General features: G+C 38.0%; 19 protein-coding genes and 1 pseudogene. 17 read left to right on the forward strand and 3 right to left on the reverse strand.

Annotation, left to right across the window (positions count from 1 at the left end; all coding sequences use genetic code 11):
* The first annotated feature begins 130 nt into the window (after positions 1–130).
* From accD to ACFX4W_RS16475, 4 genes are all read left to right on the forward strand, one after another.
* Positions 131–1,012, forward strand: coding sequence for an acetyl-CoA carboxylase, carboxyltransferase subunit beta (accD, locus tag ACFX4W_RS16460; RefSeq protein WP_043976000.1), 882 nt, complete (start codon positions 131–133; stop codon positions 1,010–1,012).
* Entirely contained in the window at positions 1,006–1,983 is a 978-nt protein-coding gene (gene accA, locus ACFX4W_RS16465; protein WP_013059450.1) for an acetyl-CoA carboxylase carboxyl transferase subunit alpha, read from the forward strand. Before accD ends, accA begins: the two co-directional genes overlap by 7 nt.
* A gap of 491 nt (positions 1,984–2,474) precedes the next feature.
* Positions 2,475–4,235, forward strand: coding sequence for a pyruvate kinase (gene pyk / locus ACFX4W_RS16470; protein WP_043976002.1), 1,761 nt, complete (start codon positions 2,475–2,477; stop codon positions 4,233–4,235).
* Positions 4,236–4,314: 79 nt separating this feature from the next.
* Positions 4,315–4,707, forward strand: coding sequence for an FxsA family protein (locus tag ACFX4W_RS16475; protein ID WP_025750656.1), 393 nt, complete (start codon positions 4,315–4,317; stop codon positions 4,705–4,707).
* A 39-nt stretch (positions 4,708–4,746) separates the two neighbouring features.
* Here ACFX4W_RS16475 and ytvI read toward each other — a convergent pair whose 3' ends face one another.
* Complete coding sequence (ytvI, locus tag ACFX4W_RS16480; protein ID WP_043976005.1) at positions 4,747–5,856, reverse strand: sporulation integral membrane protein YtvI; 1,110 nt, start codon at positions 5,854–5,856, stop codon at positions 4,747–4,749.
* Positions 5,857–5,969: 113 nt separating this feature from the next.
* Between ytvI and ACFX4W_RS16485 the strand changes: the two genes are divergently transcribed.
* From ACFX4W_RS16485 to ACFX4W_RS16540, 12 genes and pseudogenes are all read left to right on the forward strand, one after another.
* Positions 5,970–6,431: a DUF441 domain-containing protein gene (locus ACFX4W_RS16485; RefSeq protein ID WP_013059446.1), complete on the forward strand. Its 462-nt coding sequence runs from the start codon at positions 5,970–5,972 to the stop codon at positions 6,429–6,431.
* A 360-nt stretch (positions 6,432–6,791) separates the two neighbouring features.
* Positions 6,792–7,910 carry a citrate synthase gene (gene citZ, locus ACFX4W_RS16490; protein WP_013059445.1) on the forward strand — a complete coding sequence of 373 codons (1,119 nt, stop codon included), beginning with the start codon at positions 6,792–6,794 and terminating at the stop codon, positions 7,908–7,910.
* Positions 7,911–7,985: 75 nt separating this feature from the next.
* The gene (gene icd, locus ACFX4W_RS16495) at positions 7,986–9,278 is read left to right on the forward strand and encodes an NADP-dependent isocitrate dehydrogenase (RefSeq protein ID WP_277813712.1); all 1,293 of its coding nucleotides are present in this window, start codon (positions 7,986–7,988) and stop codon (positions 9,276–9,278) included.
* A gap of 28 nt (positions 9,279–9,306) precedes the next feature.
* Complete coding sequence (mdh, locus tag ACFX4W_RS16500) at positions 9,307–10,245, forward strand: malate dehydrogenase (protein ID WP_013085194.1); 939 nt, start codon at positions 9,307–9,309, stop codon at positions 10,243–10,245.
* 133 nt (positions 10,246–10,378) lie between these two features.
* Entirely contained in the window at positions 10,379–10,855 is a 477-nt protein-coding gene (locus ACFX4W_RS16505; RefSeq protein ID WP_016765707.1) for a MaoC family dehydratase, read from the forward strand.
* Positions 10,856–11,033: 178 nt separating this feature from the next.
* Positions 11,034–11,750: a response regulator transcription factor gene (locus ACFX4W_RS16510; RefSeq protein WP_013085192.1), complete on the forward strand. Its 717-nt coding sequence runs from the start codon at positions 11,034–11,036 to the stop codon at positions 11,748–11,750.
* Entirely contained in the window at positions 11,743–13,515 is a 1,773-nt protein-coding gene (gene pnpS, locus ACFX4W_RS16515) for a two-component system histidine kinase PnpS (RefSeq protein WP_043976010.1), read from the forward strand. The genes ACFX4W_RS16510 and pnpS overlap by 8 nt, the downstream gene beginning before the upstream one ends.
* Positions 13,516–13,843: 328 nt before the next feature.
* Positions 13,844–16,471, forward strand: a complete 2,628-nt coding sequence (polA, locus tag ACFX4W_RS16520) for a DNA polymerase I (protein WP_043976012.1) — start codon at positions 13,844–13,846, stop codon at positions 16,469–16,471.
* A gap of 21 nt (positions 16,472–16,492) precedes the next feature.
* Positions 16,493–17,326: a DNA-formamidopyrimidine glycosylase gene (gene mutM / locus ACFX4W_RS16525; RefSeq protein WP_043976015.1), complete on the forward strand. Its 834-nt coding sequence runs from the start codon at positions 16,493–16,495 to the stop codon at positions 17,324–17,326.
* A 60-nt stretch (positions 17,327–17,386) separates the two neighbouring features.
* On the forward strand, positions 17,387–18,016 hold the full coding sequence (gene ytaF, locus ACFX4W_RS16530; protein WP_016765704.1) for a sporulation membrane protein YtaF: 630 nt from the start codon (positions 17,387–17,389) through the stop codon (positions 18,014–18,016).
* A 23-nt stretch (positions 18,017–18,039) separates the two neighbouring features.
* Positions 18,040–18,636: a dephospho-CoA kinase gene (gene coaE, locus ACFX4W_RS16535; RefSeq protein WP_377559798.1), complete on the forward strand. Its 597-nt coding sequence runs from the start codon at positions 18,040–18,042 to the stop codon at positions 18,634–18,636.
* Between the two features lie 20 nt (positions 18,637–18,656).
* Positions 18,657–19,880: pseudogene (locus tag ACFX4W_RS16540) on the forward strand (DEAD/DEAH box helicase); the annotation flags it as partial.
* A 295-nt stretch (positions 19,881–20,175) separates the two neighbouring features.
* Here the strand turns inward: ACFX4W_RS16540 and ACFX4W_RS16545 are convergent.
* Positions 20,176–20,376: a cold-shock protein gene (locus ACFX4W_RS16545; RefSeq protein WP_013056409.1), complete on the reverse strand. Its 201-nt coding sequence runs from the start codon at positions 20,374–20,376 to the stop codon at positions 20,176–20,178.
* A gap of 642 nt (positions 20,377–21,018) precedes the next feature.
* Positions 21,019–21,663 (reverse strand): glycosyltransferase, encoded by a 645-nt coding sequence (locus tag ACFX4W_RS16550; RefSeq protein ID WP_162214007.1) that lies wholly within the window; start codon positions 21,661–21,663, stop codon positions 21,019–21,021.
* Positions 21,664–22,121: 458 nt separating this feature from the next.
* On the opposite strand from ACFX4W_RS16550, the gene ACFX4W_RS16555 reads away from it, so the two are divergent.
* Entirely contained in the window at positions 22,122–23,717 is a 1,596-nt protein-coding gene (locus tag ACFX4W_RS16555; protein WP_043981804.1) for an acetolactate synthase large subunit, read from the forward strand.
* The last annotated feature ends 35 nt before the right edge of the window (positions 23,718–23,752 follow it).

Genomic DNA, 23,752 nt, shown 5'->3' on the forward strand with positions numbered 1-23,752 from the left:
TTCGTCCAATTTTTGTCTATCCGTCACTTGATTTGTATTTGAGGCGGATTTTCACAACTTGTAAATAGTAGAAGAAGAGGAAGAATAAAGGTTCTTATGATAAAGAGAAGAACCAAAAGGAGGTTACACCTTGTTACGAGATTTATTTACAAAAAACACAAAAACTCCAAAAAAACGAAAATATGCTACGATTCCTTCTGAGCATATGAGACAAGATGTACCTGAAGGAATTATGACCAAGTGTAAAAAGTGTAAAAAAATAATGTATACGAAAGAGTTAAATAAAAACTTAAAAGTATGCTTAAACTGTGGATATCATCACCAAATGACAGCACCAGAGCGTATCGAAAGCTTAATCGACAGCGGAACGTTTGTTGAATACGACAAAGATATGACGTCAGAAAATCCTCTTGGGTTCCCTGATTATCTTGAAAAGCTCGAAAAAGATCGTGAGAAAACTAATTTAAGTGAAGCGATTGTTACGGGTGAAGGAGATATTGAGGGCATTAAAGTAGTAGTTGCTGTTATGGATTCACACTTCCGTATGGGAAGCATGGGTTCTGTAGTCGGCGAGAAAATTACTCGCGCCATTGAAAAAGCGAAGGAAATGCATGTTCCATTCCTTATTTTCACAGCTTCAGGCGGTGCACGTATGCAAGAAGGTGTTCTGAGCTTGATGCAAATGGCTAAAACTAGCGCAGCTCTTAAAATGTTCAGTGATGAAGGCGGCTTAATCATTTCGATTATGACACATCCTACTACAGGAGGCGTGTCAGCAAGCTTTGCTTCGTTAGGTGATTATAATTTAGCCGAGCCGGGCGCGTTAATTGGCTTTGCTGGAAGACGTATTATTGAACAAACAATTAGAGAAGAGCTTCCAGAAGATTTTCAGACGTCGGAATTTCTGTTGAAGCATGGTCAGCTAGATGGAGTTATTAACCGTCATGATTTAAAAGAAACGTTAACAACTATTTTAGATATACACGTAGCAGGAGGTGACATCGAGTGGTAAGCGAATTAGAATTTGAACGTCCAATTGTTGAGTTGCGAAACAAGATTGCAGAGCTTAAAGAGTTTGCTAAAAATACAGAAGTGGATTTATCTAGCGAAATTGATAAGTTAGAAAATCGCTTAGAAAAAGTAGAAAACGATATTTACAATCATCTAAGCCCATGGAACCGTGTTCAAATTGCTCGTCATCCTGAGCGTCCTACAACACTCGATTATATTTCTCGCTTGTTTACAAACTTTTTAGAGTGTCATGGAGATCGCTTTTATGGAGATGATGAAGCAATCGTAGGAGGAATTGCCAAGTTTAATGGCGTGCCTGTTACCGTGATTGGACATCAGAGAGGTAAAGATACGAAAGAAAATATTCGCCGTAATTTTGGTATGCCTCATCCTGAAGGCTACCGTAAAGCACTGCGTCTAATGAAGCAAGCGGAGAAATTTAACCGCCCAATTATTTGCTTTATTGATACAAAAGGAGCTTATCCAGGAAAAGCGGCAGAAGAGCGCGGACAAAGCGAAGCTATTGCGAAAAACCTTTTCGAAATGGCTGGCTTAACTGTACCTGTTATTTGCATTGTAATTGGAGAAGGAGGAAGCGGGGGAGCCTTGGCATTAGGTTTAGGAAATCACCTTCATATGCTTGAGAACTCGACGTATTCAGTTATTTCTCCAGAAGGAGCGGCAGCCATTCTTTGGAAAGATTCTTCTCTTGCGAAAAAAGCTGCTGAAACGATGAAGATTACAGCACCAGATTTGAAAGAACTGGGCATTGTAGATGAAATGGTTTCAGAGGTAAAAGGCGGAGCTCACCGAGATATCGATGCACAAGCTGGATACATGGAGGGCATTATCAAGAAATCATTAAAAGAGCTGATGAATTTATCAAAAGAAGAGCTAGTGGAAGAGCGTTATTTAAAATACAAAAAAATCGGACAATTTGCAGCTGAAAACGATGCCATTACTATAAAATAAAGAAACGTGCACTCTTGAAAAATAAGGGTGCGCGTTTTTGTGCGGTTTGTATAGCCCTTCTCTATTGTGTTTACAAGTTCTTCGTGGTATTTTATAGACAGCAAAAACCTTTAAGTAAAAGTAGAAAAAGAGTGTTTTTAAAAAATTTCCTATGGTTATTAGCAGCTGTGCTAGCGTTTGTCTTTTCTCTAAAACGTGAGATATATAAGACAAATCAGGCAGCAAGTATTGCTGTATGAATTGCAGGGAATAGTAAAACAAGAAGCAAACGATGAAGAAATTCATCGTTAAAGTGCTGTGTATGTGTTTGTGTTTGTGTTTGCTATTTGATTCAGCGCTACATAGGTATTTCATAAGTTACACGTAAAGCAAGGTGAACAAGTCAGGGCAACAAAATATTTGTTCACAGCCTGCTAGTACAAGGTTAGTAAAAGAAATAGCTATTTGCCCTATCTAAGGAGTAAATAGTAAATATATAGGAGGAAATTTGAATGCGTAAAACTAAAATTGTATGTACTATTGGACCAGCGAGTGAAAGTGTAGAAAAATTAGTTGAACTAATTAACTCAGGCTTAAACGTTTGTCGTCTAAACTTCTCTCACGGTGACTTTGAAGAGCACGGTGCACGTATTGTTAACATTCGTGAAGCTGCGAAACAAACAGGTAAAACAGTAGGTATCTTACTTGATACAAAAGGACCTGAAATTCGTACAAACACAATGGAAAATGGTGCAATTGAGTTAGAAGAAGGCTCTGAAATCATTGTTTCTATGACAGAAGTAGTGGGAACAACTGAAAAATTCTCAATTACATATCCAGGTCTAATCGAGGACGTACACGTAGGATCAAAAATCCTTTTAGATGACGGTTTAATCGGTCTTGAAGTACTAGACATCAATAAAACTGATGGTGAAATTAAAACAAAAGTACTTAACCCTGGTACATTAAAAAATAAAAAAGGTGTAAACGTGCCAAACGTAAGTGTAAACCTTCCTGGTATCACTGAAAAAGATGCAAGCGATATTGTATTTGGTATCGAACAAGGCATTGATTTTATTGCTGCTTCTTTTGTGCGTCGCGCATCTGATGTATTAGAAATTCGTGAACTACTAGAAAAACACAATGCAGCTCACATTCAAATCATCTCAAAAATCGAAAACCAAGAAGGCGTAGATAACATCAAGGAAATTCTTGAAGTTTCAGACGGTTTAATGGTTGCTCGTGGTGACTTAGGAGTAGAAATTCCTGCTGAAGAAGTACCATTAGTACAAAAAGATCTAATCAAACAATGTAATGCGCTTGGCAAACCAGTTATTACAGCTACACAAATGCTTGATTCAATGCAACGCAACCCGCGCCCGACTCGTGCGGAAGCAAGTGACGTTGCCAATGCTATCTTTGATGGTACAGATGCAATTATGTTATCTGGTGAAACAGCTGCAGGTTCTTACCCAGTTGAAGCTGTACAAACAATGCATTCAATCGCTTCTCGTGCTGAGCAAGCTCTAAACTACTCTGAGATTTTACAACAGCGCAGCAAGCAAGTTGGCCCATCTATTACAGATGCAATTGGACAATCTGTTGTACACACAGCGCTTAACTTAAACGCTAGTGCAATCGTAGCGCCAACAGAAAGTGGTTATACAGCGAAAATCGTTTCTAAATATCGTCCGCAATCTCCAATCGTAGCTGTTGCAGCAAACGATTCTGTTGCACGTCGTCTGTCTCTAGTATGGGGTGTTACACCAGTTGTTGGTGAGCGCGTAAATACGATTGACGATATGTTAGATCACGCTGTAAATGACGCAGTAAAAACAGGCGTTGTAGCACACGGCGACTTAGTGGTTATTACAGCTGGTGTTCCAGTTGGAGAATCAGGTGCAACGAACTTAATGAAAGTTCAAGTTGTAGGTGACGTTCTTGCTAAAGGACAAGGAATTGGTCGTAAAGCAGCAGTTGGTAAAGTAGTTATTGCTAAAACTGCTGAAGAAGCAAATGCAAAAATGACTGAAGGTGCGATCCTTGTTACAAACAGCACAGATCGCGATATGATCAGTGCAATCGAAAAAGCAGGAGCTCTTATTACAGAAGAAGGCGGTCTAACAAGCCATGCAGCTGTAGTAGGGTTAAACTTAAGCATTCCTGTCATTGTAGGCGTAGAAAATGCAACAAGCGTATTCTCAGAAGATCAAGATATTACAGTTGATGCTTCACGTGGTGTCGTATACAACGGACACGCAAGCGTACTGTAAGAACACGTAGATGATAGAAAAAAGAGAAGGGGAATCCTTCTCTTTTTGTTTAGGCAATTCAATAAGCGAAGAGGTGATGATGGTGAGGAAGCTCCTTCCGCTCCTTCTTATTGTACCTGCTGTTGAGGTAATGATTTTGATTTATTCAAGTCATCTCATTGGTGTAATGTCAACATTTTTACTGATTATTGCTACCAGTTTTATTGGTGCGTTTCTAGCGAAAAAACAAGGAACATCTCTTTTTCAAAAGGCACAGCGTCAGATGAGCCAGGGACATGTTCCAAGCGGTGAAATCCTTGATGGCATGTGTGTACTATTTGGCGGACTGTTTCTGCTGTTTCCAGGCTTCTTGACAGATGTTGTGGGCTTTATCTTTTTACTGCCGTTTACACGCAGAATCGTTAAGCCTTTTCTTTTAACGTGGCTAAGAAGATTTTTTCAAGGACGTAATCGAATGACGATTATTCGTTAACTAGAAAGTGTGTGAAAGAAGCTTCTTTCACACACTTTTTCATTTTCCTATAATAAATTGCCACGTTTCTTTAAAAACTCCCGTTGTATGAAGTGTTTTTAGAATAACAAGAATCACAGGGCCAACTATTAATCCGAAAAATCCAATCAATTGATATCCTACAAATAAAGAAATTAATGTAGCGAGAGGATCAAGACCAATGCTTGATGACAAAATTTTTGGTTCCATAATTTGTCGCTGCACAAGTACTACAGCATATAGTACCGAAAGCCCTACAGCAAATGACACGTTATGTGTGGCAAAGGCATAAATCATCCAAGGAACAAAAACCAGTCCTGTTCCGAGGTAAGGAAGAATATCTACTAAGCCAATCAATAAAGCGACTGTAATAGCATAATCAACCCTAAGAACAAGTAAACCAAAAAGAACGATAATTGTGGTAATCGAAATAAGCGTAAGCTGAGCATTAATAAAACCAAACAGTGCATTTTTAAGCTCCACACCCACTGTCTGTCCATTTTCCCTTACTTTTTTAGGAATAAACACGCTGCTTTTAGCCATCAGCTTGTACCAATCTTTACTAATAAAAAAAGTAGCCAGTAATGAAAAAATAATCACGGTAGCTGCATTAGGCAGTACGGATAAAAGTACTGGGATGCTTTGCAATACATTTTGGAGAAAATCGCCCACCGTTTGAGCGATATGGTTGCCTACCCCTTTAATGTTCGATAAAATAGTTGCTTGCTGACCGGTATTTAAGTTATTAAACATAGAAGTAATGCGTTCATAAAAAGGAAGTATTTGTTCTGTAGCAATATTTTCAATAAATATGACCACTTCTTTGAAATTTGTGGGAACAACTTTCGCTAAATACGTACTTCCTGCAATGATTTCTGTGATAAGTAACGTAATAAGTCCAGCCAAAAGAGAGAAGACCAGAACCATTGACAGTAAAACAGCTAAGTAGCGGGGTAAGCGCAGCTTCAATTCAAATAGATTAACCATAGGATTTATAAAAAAAGCGATGCAGCAGGCGATAATAAATGGATATATGAGAGAAGAGACATAATAACTAAGAAATATAGATGCTGCAATAATTGCCAATACACAAGCTAAGCGAAATAGTCGATGTAAATGAAGCTTGTACACAATAAATAGAGGCCTCCTTGTAAACGATAGTCAACAAAAGAAAAAGCTACTCATAAAATATTTACGTAATACGCTTTAGATTTATCACAATAAAAAAAGAAAGGATGAGTAAAATGTTCTCACAACCCATGCTTTTTTTAGCTGTTTTACTCGTAATTGGATTAGTGGCTAAAAATCAATCATTAATTATTGCAGTTGCATTTTTACTTATTTTAAAATTAATTGGGTTAGACGGTAAGGTTTTTCCGTTTCTACAATCAAAAGGAATTAATATTGGCGTAACGGTTATTACAATTGCCGTTCTTGTGCCAATTGCAACAGGAGACATAGGATTCAAACAATTAGGAGAGGCCGTGAAATCTTCTTATGCCTGGATTGCTCTAGGAGCCGGAATTGCTGTAGCAATTATTGCCAAATATGGACTTACACTCTTGGAAGATGATCCGCATATTACGACCGCTTTAGTTTTTGGCACAATTCTTGCTGTGGCGCTGTTTCAAGGGGTAGCAGTAGGTCCGTTAATCGGTGCTGGAATCGCTTATTTATTTATGAAATTAACTGAACTTTTTTCGTAGAAATTTTTGTATAATAATAATTTTTTTGAAATTTCTTCTCTCTTTTGATTCACAAAAGTCAGATAATTGTTTATAATATATTTTGAGGCCGCATCTTTTTACATACAATTGTATGTTTTACCTATAGGGCTGTAACAAAGCAATGACACATGCAGATGTTTTGATTTTGTGTGTTATTGAAACAAATGGAAATGTAAGCATTTTCTTTACGTGGGGTGAAGGAATGTTCTTCCAAGATATATATTCAAAAGAGGCGCTTCGTATATCATTTAATGTCTAGTTGAGCAGGGGCTCAATTTTGTTTTTCACGTTTTACACAGAAAGGTATGGGGAATTTTTTCTGTAAAGGAGTGGAGATTTATGACAGCAACTCGAGGTCTAGAAGGGGTAGTCGCTACAACGTCAGCAGTAAGTTCAATTATTGATGACACTTTAACATATCAAGGCTACAATATTGATGATTTAGCGAATTATGCAACATTTGAAGAAGTGGTGTATTTACTATGGCACGGAAAATTACCTAACAAAGAAGAATTATCTGTGTTTTCTAGATTACTAGCAGAAAACGCTAAATTACCCCAAGAAGTCTTAGAGCATTTCAAAACTTATCCAATTAAAGATGTTCATCCAATGGCAGCTTTAAGAACAGTCGTATCACTATTGGGGTTGTACGATCCTGAAGCTGATTTAATGGATGAAGAAGCAAATTATCGCAAAGCTGTTCGTTTGCAAGCACAATTACCAACGGTGGTAACGGCTTTTTCAAGAGTCCGTAACGGATTAGAGCCAATTGAACCAAACGAAAACTATAGCATTGCCGCTAACTTTTTATATATGTTAACCGGCGAAGAGCCAACTGATATCCAAGTAGAGGCATTTGATAAAGCACTTGTCTTACATGCTGATCATGAGCTAAATGCTTCAACTTTTACAGCTCGTGTCTGTGTGGCAACGTTATCCGATATTTATTCAGGAATTACAGCCGCTATTGGAGCATTAAAGGGTCCTCTTCACGGGGGAGCGAATGAAGCTGTTATGAAAATGTTGTCTGACATTCAAACAGTTGAAAACGCGGAACCTTATATTCGCGAAAAGCTCGCGAAAAAAGAAAAGATTATGGGATTTGGACATCGTGTGTATCAGCAGGGTGATCCTCGTGCCAAGCACTTGAAAGAAATGTCTGAAAAACTTACCAAACAAGCAGGAGATACAACGCTATACGATATGTCAGTGAAAATTGAAGAGATCGTAACAGGCGAGAAAAAACTTCCGCCAAACGTTGATTTCTATTCAGCTTCTGTATACCACAGCTTAGGGATTGATCACGATCTATTTACTCCGATCTTTGCCGTAAGCCGCGTATCAGGATGGATTGCTCACATTTTAGAGCAGTATTCAAACAATCGTTTGATTCGTCCAAGAGCTGATTATATCGGTCCTGGAAAACAAACGTACATTCCGCTTGAAGAGCGCAGCTAAACAATGTGACGAAGGTGCTCACGTTCGTTGAGCACTTTTCCATAAGTGAAAGTAGACAAATTTTTTAAGGAGGTCATTCTCATGACAAAAGGTGAACAAATTTCTGTAGCAAACGGCGTGTTAAACGTACCAAATAACCCAATTATTCCATTTATCGAAGGTGACGGAATTGGTCCGGATATCTGGGCAGCAGCTTCTCGCGTACTAGAAGCAGCGGTTACAAAAGCATACAATGGTGAAAAAGAAATCGTTTGGAAAGAAGTATTAGCAGGTGAAAAAGCATTTAATCAAACTGGCGAATGGTTACCGGAAGAAACGTTAGATGCAATTCGCGAATACATAATTGCAATCAAAGGACCATTAACAACACCAGTAGGCGGTGGAATTCGTTCTCTAAACGTGGCATTGCGTCAAGAATTAGACTTATTCACATGCTTACGTCCTGTTCGCTACTTTGACGGCGTACCTTCTCCAATTAAGCGCCCTGAAGATACAGATATGGTTATCTTCCGTGAAAATACTGAAGATATTTATGCTGGTATTGAATATGCGAAGGGTTCTGAAGAAGTACAAAAGCTTGTTTCATTCCTACAAACGGAATTAGGCGTAAATAAAATCCGTTTCCCTGAAACTTCTGGATTAGGTATTAAGCCTATTTCTTCTGAAGGAACAGAGCGTCTTGTGCGTGCAGCAATCAACTATGCAATTGAACAAGGCCGCAAGTCTGTTACGCTTGTACACAAAGGTAACATTATGAAATATACAGAAGGCGCATTTAAAAATTGGGGCTATGAGCTAGCTGAAAAAGAATTCGGCGATAAAGTATTTACTTGGGCTCAATATGACCGCATCGTTGAAAAAGAAGGTGCACAGGCTGCAAACAAAGCTCAAGCAGAAGCGGAAGCAGCAGGAAAAATTATTGTAAAAGATTCAATTGCAGATATCTTCTTACAACAAATTTTAACTCGTCCACGTGAATTCGATGTAGTAGCAACAATGAATTTAAATGGAGATTACATTTCAGATGCATTAGCAGCACAAGTTGGCGGTATCGGAATTGCTCCAGGGGCAAATATCAACTACGAAACTGGACATGCTATCTTTGAAGCAACTCACGGTACAGCACCTAAATATGCTGGTTTAGATAAAGTAAACCCATCTTCTGTATTATTATCAGGTGTGTTAATGCTTGAACACCTTGGCTGGAATGAAGCAGCGGATTTAATCATGAAATCAATGGAAAAAACAATTGCTTCAAAAGTAGTAACATATGATTTCGCACGTTTAATGGACGGCGCAACAGAAGTGAAGTGTTCAGAGTTTGCTGATGAATTAATTAGCAATCTAGGAAAACAAGTAACAGTTTAATAGCTATTCATTTAGGGGAGGAATTATAATGGCAAATATGCGTAAAAAAGTATCTGTTATCGGAGCGGGCTTTACAGGAGCTACAACTGCTTTTTTAATTGGTCAAAAAGAATTAGCTGATGTTGTATTAGTTGATATTCCGCAATTAGAAAATCCAGCTAAAGGTAAAGCGCTGGATATGTTAGAAGCAAGTCCTGTACAAGGCTTTGACGCTAACATTACAGGAACAGCCAACTACGAAGACACAGCTGATTCTGACATTGTCATTATTACAGCTGGTATCGCGCGCAAGCCAGGTATGAGTCGCGATGATTTAGTAACAACGAACCAAAAAATCATGAAGTCTGTTACTCAAGAAGTTGTTAAATACTCGCCAAACTGTCACATCATCGTGTTGACAAACCCGGTAGATGCTATGACGTATACAGTATTTAAAGAATCTGGTTTTCCTAAAAACCGCGTAATCGGTCAATCAGGCGTATTAGATTCTGCACGTTTCCGTACGTTCGTAGCGCAGGAGTTAAACATTTCAGTAAAAGATATTACAGGTTTTGTACTTGGTGGACATGGCGACGATATGGTACCTCTTGTACGCTACTCATATGCTGGCGGTATTCCTCTTGAAACGCTTATTCCAAAAGCGCGTCTTGAAGCAATTGTTGAAAGAACACGCAAAGGCGGCGGCGAGATCGTTAACTTATTAGGTAACGGAAGTGCATACTACGCGCCTGCTGCTTCTTTAGTGGAAATGACAGAAGCGATCTTAAAAGATCAGCGTCGTATTTTACCAGCGATTGCTTACCTGGAGGGTGAATATGGTTATAATGGCATCTACTTAGGTGTTCCAACCGTATTAGGAGCTGCAGGAATTGAGCAGGTAATTGAATTAGAACTGACTGATTCTGAAAAAGCTTCTTTAGATCAATCAGCAAAATCAGTTAAAACTGTCATGGGTGTATTAGCTTAATACAATAAAATAGGTTTGAGTATAGGTTTTTATCAATATTCAAACAATAGTCACAAGGAAAATTCGAGGGAAACCTCGAATTTTTCTTGTATATAAAGAAAAGCTATTACTTTATACAAAAGGTGGAATGATGATGGTATTAGGTAAAAAACAAAAAATAGGCCGAAGTATTGAAGATATAAAAGTTGGAGAAAAATTAACGCTAACGGAACGAATTGAAGATAAAGATATCTTATTGTACTTAGGGCTGACAAACGATTCTAACCCTTTATACATTCAGCATGATTACGCATCTCAGACCCCTTTTAAAAAACCTATTGTGCCAAGTATTATGATTACCGGTATTATGACAGCAGCCATTTCAAAGTATTTGCCCGGACCTGGAAGCCACGTTGCAGAACATACGGTAGCCTTCCCTAAAAAGATTCATCATTATAGCACGATTGAATTTTTATTTGAAGTGACAGAGGTAGATGTTTCTTCTAGAACTGTTACGATTGAGGTGGAAGCGGTCAATGAGCAAAAAGAGAAAGTAGTAACGGCGCGGTTTCTTGTGTATCCGCCGTTTAGACTTCCATCGGTAGAGACACACGACTTTGAAAATTTTTAAAACGCCTTAAATATTTATAAATATAGAAGAAACTGTTTGGTCATATTTTCTGAAAATGTTGAAATGTATTGGAGAACGAGGCTAAAACATTGTATGATAAGAGAAGATAAATAGAAAATAATATCATTTGGATGAAGCTGCGGTTTAATTTAACTAAATGGAGGCTTATATCGTTAATATGAGTAAGAAATTATTAGTCGTAGATGATGAACAATCAATTTCAACATTATTACAATATAATTTACAGCAAGCTGGCTTTACAGTAGAAACAGCTGAAGACGGGGAAGAAGGATACAACAAGGCACTAGAAGGAAAACCGGATTTAATTGTGTTAGACTTGATGCTTCCTAAGATGGATGGAATTGAAGTTTGTAAAAAGCTTCGTCAGCAAAAAGTGATGACGCCTATTTTAATGTTAACTGCAAAAGACGATGAGTTCGACAAAGTATTAGGGCTAGAGCTTGGCGCAGATGACTACATGACGAAACCATTTAGCCCTCGAGAAGTAGTAGCGCGTGTAAAAGCCATTTTACGCAGAACACAAATCATTGCTCAGGAAAATGAACAAGAGGAAGATGGCGAGCGCATTATGATCGGTGATTTAAAAATTCTTCCAGATCATTATGAGGCATACTTTAATCAAGAGCAGCTTGAGCTTACTCCGAAAGAATTTGAGTTATTATTATATTTGGCAAAATACAAAGGACGGGTATTAACTCGTGATCAGCTGCTAAGTGCAGTGTGGAATTATGATTTTGCCGGAGATACGCGAATTGTAGATGTGCACATCAGCCATTTGCGTGAGAAAATTGAACACAATACGCGAAAACCTGTTTATATAAAAACGATTAGAGGATTAGGATATAAGCTGGAGGAACCAAAGGTAGATGAATAAATTTCGTTCAAGGCTACTTTTGGCTCTATTAGTACTTATTATTATTGTATTAGTAGGTCTTGGCCTGCTGCTGGGACAGTTGTTTAAAAACTTTTATTTTCAGACGTTTCAAGAGCGAATGGAAAAAGAGGCAAAGCTTGTAGAAATGTACATTAGCGAAGAAGGTATCACAAGTCCTGCTTTAAAATCTAAAGTTGATCAAATCAGCCATTCGTTAAGTGTACGAACGACTATCGTTCAAAAAGACGGAAAAATATTAGTTGACTCAAATCCAGGCAGCAAGCAGCAAAGAATCGAAAAAAGTATCGTAATCCAACAAGTATTAAAAAAGCAGTTAAACAGTAAAAAAAGCTTTGATCAAATTAAAGAAGATTACGACTTATATTACTATGGCATCCCGCTTATTATAAAAGGTAAGCAAGAGGGATTTGTTGTGCTGAGTACATCGTTTGATTCATTAAAACAAGTAAATCAGCAAATTTGGGGCCTTCTTATTGGAAGCTTAGGTCTAGCTTTGATTGTGATTTTACTCTTAGGTGTAAAGATTATGGGACGCTATACCCGTCCTATTGAATCGGCAACCAAAGTGGCTATGGAACTTGCAAAAGGGAATTATAAAGCTCGTACATATGAAGATTATGTAGATGAAACAGGGATGCTGAGTCAGTCTATTAACGCACTTGCTCGTAATCTGCAAGAGTCTATCACTAATCAAGAAATGCAGCAGGACAGGCTGCGCACGCTAATTGAAAATATGGGAAGCGGCATGCTTCTTATCGATAGTAGAGGCTATATAAACTTAGTGAATCGAGCTTATAAAGAGCAGTTTCATATACATCCGGATGACTTCCTTTATCATTTGTATTACGAGGTATTTGAGCATAAAGAAATCATTAAGCTTGTGGAAAAAATATTTATGACGGAAGTAAAGGTTCGAAAACAAGTGGTTCTCCCTTTAAATATTGAACGAAGATATTTTGATGTTTACGGAGCGCCGATTATTGGCTTAAACGATGAATGGAAAGGGATTGTGCTTGTTTTCCATGATATTACCGAGCTGAAAAAGCTAGAACAAGTTCGCCGTGACTTTGTAGCAAATGTGTCTCATGAACTAAAAACTCCTATTACGTCTATAAAAGGGTTTAGTGAGACATTGTTAGACGGTGCCATGGAAGATCCACAGCTGCGCCAGCAGTTTCTATCGATCATTTTAACGGAAAGTCAGCGTATGGAGAGTCTGATTCAAGATCTTTTAGATTTGTCTAAAGTTGAACAGCAAGGGTTTAAGCTAAGCATCCATCCAGTAGATTTGAATACCCTTCTCTATGAGGTCATAACAGTGCTATCAAACCGAGCGACTGAAAAAGAAATCACGCTAACGTTAGATACGCTTCCTGAAGAAGCGTGGATTGATGGTGACAGTCAGCGCCTTATGCAAGTGTTTGTTAACTTAATCGGCAATGCGCTCATGTATACAATGCCTGAAGGAACTGTTCACGTTTCGCTTGAAGAGGAAGAAGAAACGATTACGGTTCATGTTCAAGATACAGGTATCGGTATTGATTCTGATGAAATTTCACGTATTTTTGAGCGCTTTTACCGAGTAGATAAAGCAAGAAGCCGTAATTCCGGAGGAACAGGTCTTGGATTAGCAATTGTTAAACATCTCGTTGAAGCTCATAAAGGGGAAATTGAAGTGAAAAGTGAAGTCAATAAAGGGACAACTTTTTCGGTCAAGCTGCACAAGTATTTGCCGCAGATGTAAAATGTTTACGTTCCTTTTACAATTTATTTAATGTAGCTTAATAATTAATTGATACAATTTTTCATGGAAACCCCTTCATCCAAGGAGCCAATGTGTAAGGCGAAAATAGCTTTAACCGTGCTATTTTCGCCGATTCTTTTTGACAATTTCTATCCATTCACATGTTACACCGCCTAAAATAACTAGGCGGTGTTTTTATTTTATGATGTACAGATCTTATCACCACATGAAAATAAAACGTTGAACTCAAGATTACTTTTTGTCCTTAAAGCTTATTGTTTGCTAAAATAAAGGTAAGATAAGAAGAGAGCGAAATGGAGGAACATGAATGACACAAAAACTAGTATTAATTGACGGGAATAGTATTGCCTACCGTGCATTTTTTGCTTTGCCGCTTTTAAACAATGATAAAGGAATACATACAAATGCCATATATGGCTTTACTACAATGCTGACACGTATCTTAGAGGAAGAGAAGCCGACACATTTACTTGTGGCATTTGATGCAGGGAAAACAACGTTTCGCCACAAAACATTTACAGAATACAAAGGAGGAAGACAAAAGACGCCTCCTGAACTTTCAGAGCAGTTTCCCTTTATTCGTGAGTTATTAGATGCATATGGGATTAAGCGCTATGAACTGCCTGATTATGAAGCAGATGATATTATCGGTACGCTTTCAAAACAAGCTGAACAAAAAGGAATGGCCGTAAAAGTCATTTCTGGTGATAAAGATTTACTTCAGCTTGTGTCAGAACATGTAACCGTAGATATTACGAGAAAAGGAATTACGGATGTCGATTCCTATACGCCTGCAGCCATTGATGAAAAGTATGGTATTACGGCTGCACAAATTATTGATATGAAAGGCCTTATGGGGGACAGCTCGGATAATATCCCAGGCGTGCCCGGAGTCGGCGAAAAAACAGCCTTAAAGCTATTAAAAGAGTTCGAAACGGTTGAAAATGTATTGAAATCTATCGATCAAGTCAGCGGTAAAAAATTAAAAGAAAAGCTAGAAGATAATCGTGAATCAGCTATCATGAGTAAAAAGCTTGCAACTATTTATTGCGAAGCGCCTCTTGAAGTATCTGTAGAAGATGCAAAGTATGACGGGTTTGAATCTTCAAAGGTCATCTCATTATTTAAAGAGCTTGGGTTTAATTCTCTGCTTGCTAAATTTGGTGAATCAGCAGAAGAGGAAGCAGATTTTGAAGAACTAACGTTTGAAATAGCGCAGGAAGTTCACGATGATATGTTAACAAGCGAAGCAGCTCTGATCGTAGAAGGGTATGAAGAAAACTACCATCACAATCAGCTGCTCGGTTTTGGAATCAGCAACAAAAATGGTCACTATTTTATTGATAAAGATACAGCTCTTTCATCTTCTAAATTTAAAGCATGGTTAGAAGATGGACGTGTAAAAAAGACGGTGTTTAATGGGAAACGTACGATTGTATCGTTAAAATGGGCGGGGCATGAAATTAAAGGAATTGAACATGATGTAATGATTGCTTCTTACATCTTGAACCCTGCTGAGGCAAATGATGACCTAGCGACAATTGCAAAATTAAAAGGATACCATCAAGTGCAATCAGATGAAGCTGTGTATGGAAAAGGAGCTAAGCGAAGCATTGCAGAAGCTGATCAGCTAGCTGAGCATGTTGTAAGAAAAGCAGCCGCCGTAGCTTATTTAAAAGAAGTGTTAGAAAAAGAATTGGTGGAAAATGAACAGTTTGAGCTGTTTGAGAAGCTTGAAATGCCTCTTGCCATTGTCCTTGCTGATATGGAATATCAAGGGGTGAAAATTGACCGCGCGCGTTTGGATGAAATGGGCGAAGATCTTCGAGAGCAGCTTGAAAAAATTGAAGCGGAAATCTACGAATACGCTGGACAAGAATTCAATATTAATTCGCCAAAGCAGCTAGGAGTTGTTCTTTTTGAAAAAATGCAGCTTCCGGTCATAAAGAAAACAAAAACAGGCTATTCCACATCAGCTGATGTATTAGAGCAATTAGCTAGTACCCATGATATTATCCCAGAGATTTTACAATACCGTCAGCTAGGAAAATTACAGTCTACGTATATTGAAGGATTAAAAAAGGTTATTCATGAAAGCGATGGAAAAGTTCATACCCGCTTTAATCAAACATTAACTCAAACGGGAAGATTAAGCTCAGTAGATCCTAACTTGCAAAACATCCCGATTCGTCTTGAAGAAGGTAAAAAAATAAGAGGTGCGTTTGTGCCTTCACAGCCTGATTGGTTGATATTTGCAGCGGATTATTCACAAATTGAGCTGCGCGTACTGGCTCATATTGCAGATGATGAAAAGCTAATTGATGCGTTTAAGCATGACTTAGATATTCATACGAAAACAGCGATGGATGTGTTCCACGTCGAAAGAGAAGAAGTAACGTCCAATATGCGCCGCCAGGCTAAAGCAGTTAACTTTGGAATCGTCTATGGCATCAGTGATTACGGTTTATCGCAAAGTTTAGGAATTACAAGAAAAGCAGCGGCTACTTTTATTGAACGCTATTTAAAAAGCTTCCCTGGTGTACAGGAGTATATGGATACGATTGTACGCGATGCAAAAGAAAAGGGATATGTAACAACGCTCTTGCACCGCCGACGTTACTTGCCTGAAATCACGAGCCGAAATTTTAACCTCCGCAGCTTCGCTGAGCGTACGGCTATGAATACGCCTATCCAAGGGACGGCAGCTGATATTATTAAAAAAGCAATGATTGAAATGGATAAGCGCTTAAAAGATGAAAATCTTCAGGCTAAGCTGCTGCTTCAAGTACACGATGAGCTGATTTTTGAAGCCCCAGAAGAAGAAATTAAAATTTTAGAGAAAATCGTACCAGAAGTAATGGAGAACGCTTTAGAGTTAGAAGTTCCGTTGAAAGTAGATTATTCTTACGGAAAGACTTGGTACGAAGCAAAGTAGTGGAAAAAGGATGTGACAAACGTGCCAGAATTACCAGAAGTTGAAACCGTCAGACGTACGTTAATTGAATTAGCCAGTGGAAAGACCATTGAGCGTGTAACAGTTAAATGGCCTAATATTATCAAACGTCCTGAACAAGTTGAACAGTTTTGTGATGCGCTTGTTGGACAAACCATTCGAGATGTTGAACGCAGAGGTAAATTTTTGAAAATTGTGCTCGATGATTATACGATGGTTTCTCATTTGCGTATGGAAGGGAAATATGCTCTCCATGAGAATGCAGAAGAACCAGATAAGCATGTACACGTCTTTTTTCACTTCACGGATGGAACGGAATTGCGATACCGGGATGTAAGGAAGTTTGGTACTATGCACTTATTTAAAAAGGGAGAGGAAGATCTGTTTCCTCCTCTTATTGGCCTTGGACCTGAACCGTTTGACGAAACATTTAATCCTAGTCAATTAAAAATGAGAATCGGCAAAACCTCTCGAAAAATCAAGCCGGTTTTACTCGATCAAAATGTCGTGGTTGGCCTTGGAAATATTTATGTAGATGAAGCACTGTTTCGCGCAGGGATTCATCCTGAACGAGTGGCCAGCCAATTAACAGACGAAGAGTATGAAAAATTGTACGAAGAAATTGTAGCGACTCTTCAAGAAGCTGTGAAACAAGGAGGCAGCACCATTCGCACGTATGTAAACACACAGGGACAAATAGGCATGTTTCAGCAGCAGCTTTATGTGTACGGAAGAAAAGGCGAATCCTGTAAAATGTGCGGTACCCCAATTGAAAAATTTGTTGTAGGCGGTAGAGGAACACATATCTGCCCAAATTGTCAGCCGGATAAAAAATAACAATGGATGGGCTCCTTTCATATACTACGTATAGACAGAAAGGAAAGGAGTCCTCTCATCATGATAACATTTTCTTTACTTATTCTTGCTTTTGCCGTAAGTCTTGACAGCTTTAGTGTTGGCCTGACATACGGACTTCGAAAGGTGAAAATCCCGCTGAAATCCATTTTTATTATTTCATGTTGCTCAGCATTTTCTTTAATGTTTTCTATGTTTTTAGGAAAAGTACTTACGCATCTATTTTCAGTGGATGTACTAAATAAAGTAGGCGGAGGTATTCTTGTTCTGCTTGGGATGTGGATTTTATACCAGTTTTTTTGTCCGGCAGATTCACCTCGAGTAAAAGAAGAAAAAACATTAGTGAAAATTGAAATTAAGTCAATTGGCCTAGTCATTAACGTATTAAAAAAGCCAATTGCAGCAGATTTAGATAATTCAGGTTCCATCAATGGTATTGAAGCATTTATACTTGGAATTGCATTATCTCTTGATGCATTTGGAGCGGGGTTTGGAGCGGCTTTATTAGGTTATTCGCCGTATGCTCTAGCAATTGCTGTAGCTCTTATGAGTTCTCTTTTTTTAAGTGCGGGCATACAATTTGGCAAGGTTTTTTCACGTTTATCATGGATGAAAATGTTCTCATTTGTACCAGGAGTTCTGCTCATTATTTTAGGTATTTTTAGATTTTAAATAAAGAGATAAAGGAGAGGCCAATGTCAATTGTAATTGGATTAACAGGCGGAATTGCAAGCGGGAAAAGCACGGTAACCGGAATGCTACGAGATATCAATATTCCAGTAATCGACGCTGATCACATTGCAAAAGAAGTCGTAAAACCAGGAAAAGAAGCATACAAACAAATTGTCGAGACGTTCGGCCGTTCTATTCTTCACGAGAACGCGGAGATCAATCGAGCGGCTTTAGGGGAAATTGTGTTTTATCAAGAGGAAGAACGTAAAAAGTTGAATGCAATTGTACATCCTGCCGTAAGAAAAGAAATGCTTTCTCAAAAGGAAAGCTATATAGAGGAAGGTTACGAAGCCGTTGTATTAGATATTCCGCTGCTGTTTGAAAGCGATTTGACACATTTAGTCGATAAAGTAGTAGTTGTATATGTCGATGAGTCTGTGCAGCTAGAAAGGTTAAAGTCGCGTAATAACCTCTCGGCGGAGGATGCCTATGCGCGTATCCATGCACAGCTGCCATTGATTCAAAAAGTAGCCTTAGCCGATGCGGTGATCAATAACAACGGTCCTGTGGAAGAAACAAAACAACAGCTTTTAAGTATATTAGCCCTATGGCTAGATTAAAGAGTGAATGATTGCATTCACTCTTTTTNCGGGTTGAGCTTAGTGAAGAAGGGATTCAGGGAATAGTCTTAGCACCGACACGCGAACTGGCTATTCAAGTAGCAGAGGAGTTAAACCGAATTGGGCAGGTAAAAGGAGTTAAAACGCTGCCCATTTATGGAGGTCAGGATATTAATCGTCAGATCAAAGCCCTTAAAAACAGACCGCATATTATTTCAGCAACCCCAGGACGCCTTAAGGACCATATGAAAAGAAGAACCATTCGTTTAAATCATATTCGTACAGCTGTTCTGGATGAAGCAGATGAGATGTTAAATATGGGCTTTATTGAAGATATCCAAACGATTCTTGGTGGAATCTCTTCTCCCCACCAAACCTTGCTATTTTCAGCAACCATGTCGAAGCAAGTACAAAGTCTAGCCCAGAAATTTATGAACGATCCTGAACTCGTAAAAGTAAAAGCGAAGGAGTTAACGGTAAAGAACATCGAGCAGCAATATATGGAAATTCCAGAGAATCGAAAATTTGATGTTCTTTGTAATCTCGTAGATCTTCAATCACCAGACCTTGCTATTGTGTTTGGACGCACAAAAAAACGTGTGGATGAACTTGCTGAAGGGCTAAAAAAGCGTGGATATGCAGCAGAAGGCATTCATGGAGATCTGACGCAATCCAAACGTGCCGATGTAATTCGTCAATTCAAGAATCATACGATTGAGATTATGGTTGCAACCGACGTTGCAGCAAGAGGACTTGATATTACAGGTGTTAGCCATGTCTACAATTTTGATATTCCTCAGGACCCTGAAAGCTATGTTCATCGTATTGGCCGAACAGGGCGGGCAGGTACTAAGGGATTGGCAGTTACCTTTATAACTCCAAGAGAACGTAATCACTTAAAAGTAATCGAAGATGTCACGAAAACCAAAATGTCTAGACAATCACCTCCTACTTCTAGTGAGGTAATGGCAGGGCATCAGGAAGCAATCATTCACCAGGTTTTGACCGCTATCCACAAGGGGGAGTTTGTAGAATATAAGCCAATGGCGGAAAAGTTATTAGAAGAAGTGGATTCTGTTTCTTTGCTGTCAGCCACTTTAAAGCTTTTAACAAAAGAATCAAATATGACCTCTGTCCAATTGTCTGAAGTGGCACCACTTCGTAATAAAAAGGCAAAAACAGAACGTAAGAGAAATAGAGGGAGAAAAGAAACAGTAGGCCGTAAAAAAACATATAGAAAATAATCCCTGATTATTTTTGATGCGAGAAAGGATAATGGCTATGAGTGAGAAAATATTTAGTAATGGAGAAGTAGTAACTATAAGAGTATCGAATGAATTAGTGACAATCTTAAAAAGTCATTATGTAAAAAATATGAAAAGATACTCTTATACAGTCGATAAATACCCAAGTACCTTTTTCTTTGAAGAAGAATTAAAAAAACACGAACTATAATTATTGATGAATAAGTTTTGATATAAAAATCTTTTTAAGTAAAAACAGACTCTGAAAATAGAGTCTGTTTTTTAGTATGGTTTCTTATGCTTTATTTACGTTTGTCGCTTGTGGTCCACGTTGCCCCTGTTCGATATCAAAAGTCACTTCTTGACCTTCATCCAAGGATTTAAAGCCTTCACCTTGAATAGCTGAGAAGTGAACAAACACATCTTCTCCACCTTCGCGCTCAATAAATCCAAAACCTTTGTCAGCATTAAACCATTTTACTTTACCATGTTCCATTTTTTGTTGCCTCCTAAAATGTAGAAAATAAACCAGATTATCATTAAATCTAGCTTATTTATATATTATCCCAATGGAGACATCTTAAACTTAATTTAATTTGATCTTTTTAACTTTCTGTTATCATCATTCATTCCATTAAAAGGTAATAAGGGCATGACTATATACATCATAATGGAGTTCTCGTGTAAAAACTTCAAAATATTTATAAGTGATCCTCTAAACATGGAAATGATAGAAGTCGAGTATTAGCCACTGTTCACACAATCATTAAGGGCATTGCAGTCATAAATATGAACCTAAATTAGATGCGAGAGCATAATGGGAGCCGTCTGTCCAAAAGAAAGGGAAGTTCACCCAAAAAAATTTTTGAATAGTGGTGTAAAAATACATTCGATTAGATAGAAATCTATATACCTTTTTCATATAAATACAACCTTCGCACTAGAATCAGTAACCTTGTTTCCAAATAAAAAATGACGCCGTTTTAGGCGCCATTTTTTATAGAATAGAGAAGGACACACCCTATGCACGGGCGGTACTCTTAACACATCGTCTTGATTTGATAATACCCAGTGTTTAAATTTACTAAACCTTTGGTTAGGATGCTTTATGCAGAATATCTACGTGTACCTATTAAAATTATTTATTAAATTTCTTTGGAAACTGCTTCACAACTCCTGCAGATATAGTATCTGCCATTAAGATAATATGCGATACTCCTTCATCAATTGCAACGATTCTCGCCTCCCAGTCTCTTTTTAAGCTTGCAGATAAATCATTTGTCACTAATTTTAGATGCGTATACAGTAATTTTTTCAAATCTTCATTTTTAAAATAAGGGTTGGCCTGGCTAAGGAACGCTGCTATATCATCAGCATTTCTATACCATTCTTGGTTTAATTGATTCACCAAGGCTTTCTTTCCCGTTTTAGCCGCATCTACAATCTTGCCAGCAATCACAATATGTTCCTTGAGCAAATCCGTAAGTTTATTCCCAGCTTTCTCTCCGTATATCGGCTTCACAGCATTCCCGATATCTTCTTGATTTTTTAATAACCTTTTCAACACTTGTTTTTGGTCTTCTGATCCTGCTGTTGTTGCACTTGTAATATAATTGCTTGTCCACAGTACATGATCCATCCAAAGTCTTCTCAATTCATTTTCAAACTTTACCTGAGGTTGACTAACACGATGCTCTTGTGTTTCAGCACGAGCACTACTGGGTTCAACCAGCATGTTTAGCGAAAATAACAACATAAATCCCATCAATAATAATCTTTTCATAAAAACGCTCCCTCCAATTTAAACGAGTATGCGCCTTATTATTTGTATATGGGATTTTTTACATTCCTCAAAATGTTACGTTCTAATAATAATTTTTTATAGGGTATCTTTACACTTTCAATCAGCCAACATAGAGGAAGGGGAAGAGAGAGGATACCTTTTTGTAAGGTTAGAGCAGAAAAAATAAAGCTTTTTTTGTTCACTAACAAAGAAACAATCATTGCCGTCTAATTTCCTTCCAAGTTTTTTGACTCATTCAATTATTTATACATTCTCTAAAAAATGTCTTTAACATAAGAACCTAATGGCAACACTATAAACAATAGTTAGTGAATAGGATTTCTTTGCATAAATTTGGGGTTTTTGCGAGCTGAAACTCAAAAAATACGATAAAGATTAATGAGCTATTCCTTTCACATAAGCTTGTCAGAATACTATCTAGAGAGAGGTCGAACAATATGAAAGTGACGGATACACTTGTTCAATGTTTAGAAAATGAGGAAGTTGAATATATTTTCGGAATACCCGGTAAAGAGACCTTGGATTTTATTGATTCCTTATCCAACTCTAAACAGATTCAATTCGTGAATGTGAGGCATGAGCAAGGAGCTGCTTTTATGGCAGATGTATACGGAAGGTTAACAAACAAAGTAGGGGTATGTTTATCAACATTAGGCCCTGGAGCGACTAATTTATTGACAGGTATATCTAGCGCAAAGCTAGACCATTCCCCTGTTGTTGCTTTAACAGGACAGGCTGCTTTGGGAAGGCAGCATAAAGATTCGCATCAGTATATGGACATTATCAAAATGGTGGAACCGGCAACGAAGTGGGGTGTTCAGATAAAAGATGCACAAACGCTTCCTGAGATTATTCGAAAAGCATTTAAAATTGCACAAATGGAAAAGCCAGGACCCGTAGTAGTAGAATTGCCAGAAGACTTAGCAACTCAAATCGTTCCCATTAAACCTATTTTACCTACATCTATACCCGTAAGCATACCTATATTTGAGTCAATTCAGGCTGCCAATACTCTTATTAAACAGTATGAGAGACCTTTTGTTATTATCGGTAACGGCGCTGTTAGACAGGGAGCCGTGGATGAGCTTCAACCATTTATTGAACGCCTTCAATCACCGGTTACCCATAGTTATATGGCTAAAGGTGTACTGTCTAAAGATCACCCACAAAATTTCTTTACGTTTGGATTTAATGAAAAAGATGAAGTGCTAGCAGGCTTAAAGGAAGCTGATCTACTTATTGTAATTGGGTTTGATCTTGTCGAAAGGTTACCCAAAGAATGGAACACAGAAAAAACATCAATTTTACATATAGATACTTTACCGGCAGAAGTAGATGAATATTACCCTATAGAGGTCGAATTGGTTGGAGATATAAAGCAGACTTTACGAGCATTCAATCAGCTTGATATTCCTTCTAAACCATGGATTCCCTCTGGTAATCTCCAGAAACAAATTAAGCAATCTTATCACATTGAAGAGAAAAAGATAGATAGCGATTTGCTGCCTTTGACAATCGAGAATATCTTGCATATTATTGACAAGCTCTCTTCAGAGAAAACAATTGTGATTTCAGATGTGGGAGCTCATAAAGTATCTATAGCCCGAACTTATCAACCTAAAAACCCTAACAGGCTCATTATATCAAATGGTCTAGCTTCCATGGGTATTGCTTTACCAGGCTCAATTGGAGCTAAGCTAGCCTGCCCTAATGATCCAGCTATTTGTATTACTGGAGATGGAGGAGTTTTAATGAATTTTGCTGAAATAGAGACGGCAAAACGCTTAGGGCTTTCATTCATCATTATTGTTTTAAACGACTCTACATTAAAAATAGAGCAGGAAATGATGAACAAAAAGTTTGGTAAGAGCTATGGAGTAACTTTTACAAACCCAGATTTTGTTCAACTGGCAAAAAGCTTTGGAATTAAAGGGGAACAGGCAAATAGTTTAGTTGAATTTGAAAATATAATGAAAAGAGCCTTACAAAGTTTAGATGAGATTGTCCTAATTGACGTTCTTCTAAAAAACTGATTGCGATTTCTCCATTATTTTAACGAGTTATCTTT

Origin of the sequence: Priestia sp. YIM B13489 (assembly GCF_042787645.1) — a bacterium.
GTDB lineage: Bacteria > Bacillota > Bacilli > Bacillales > Bacillaceae_H > Priestia > Priestia megaterium.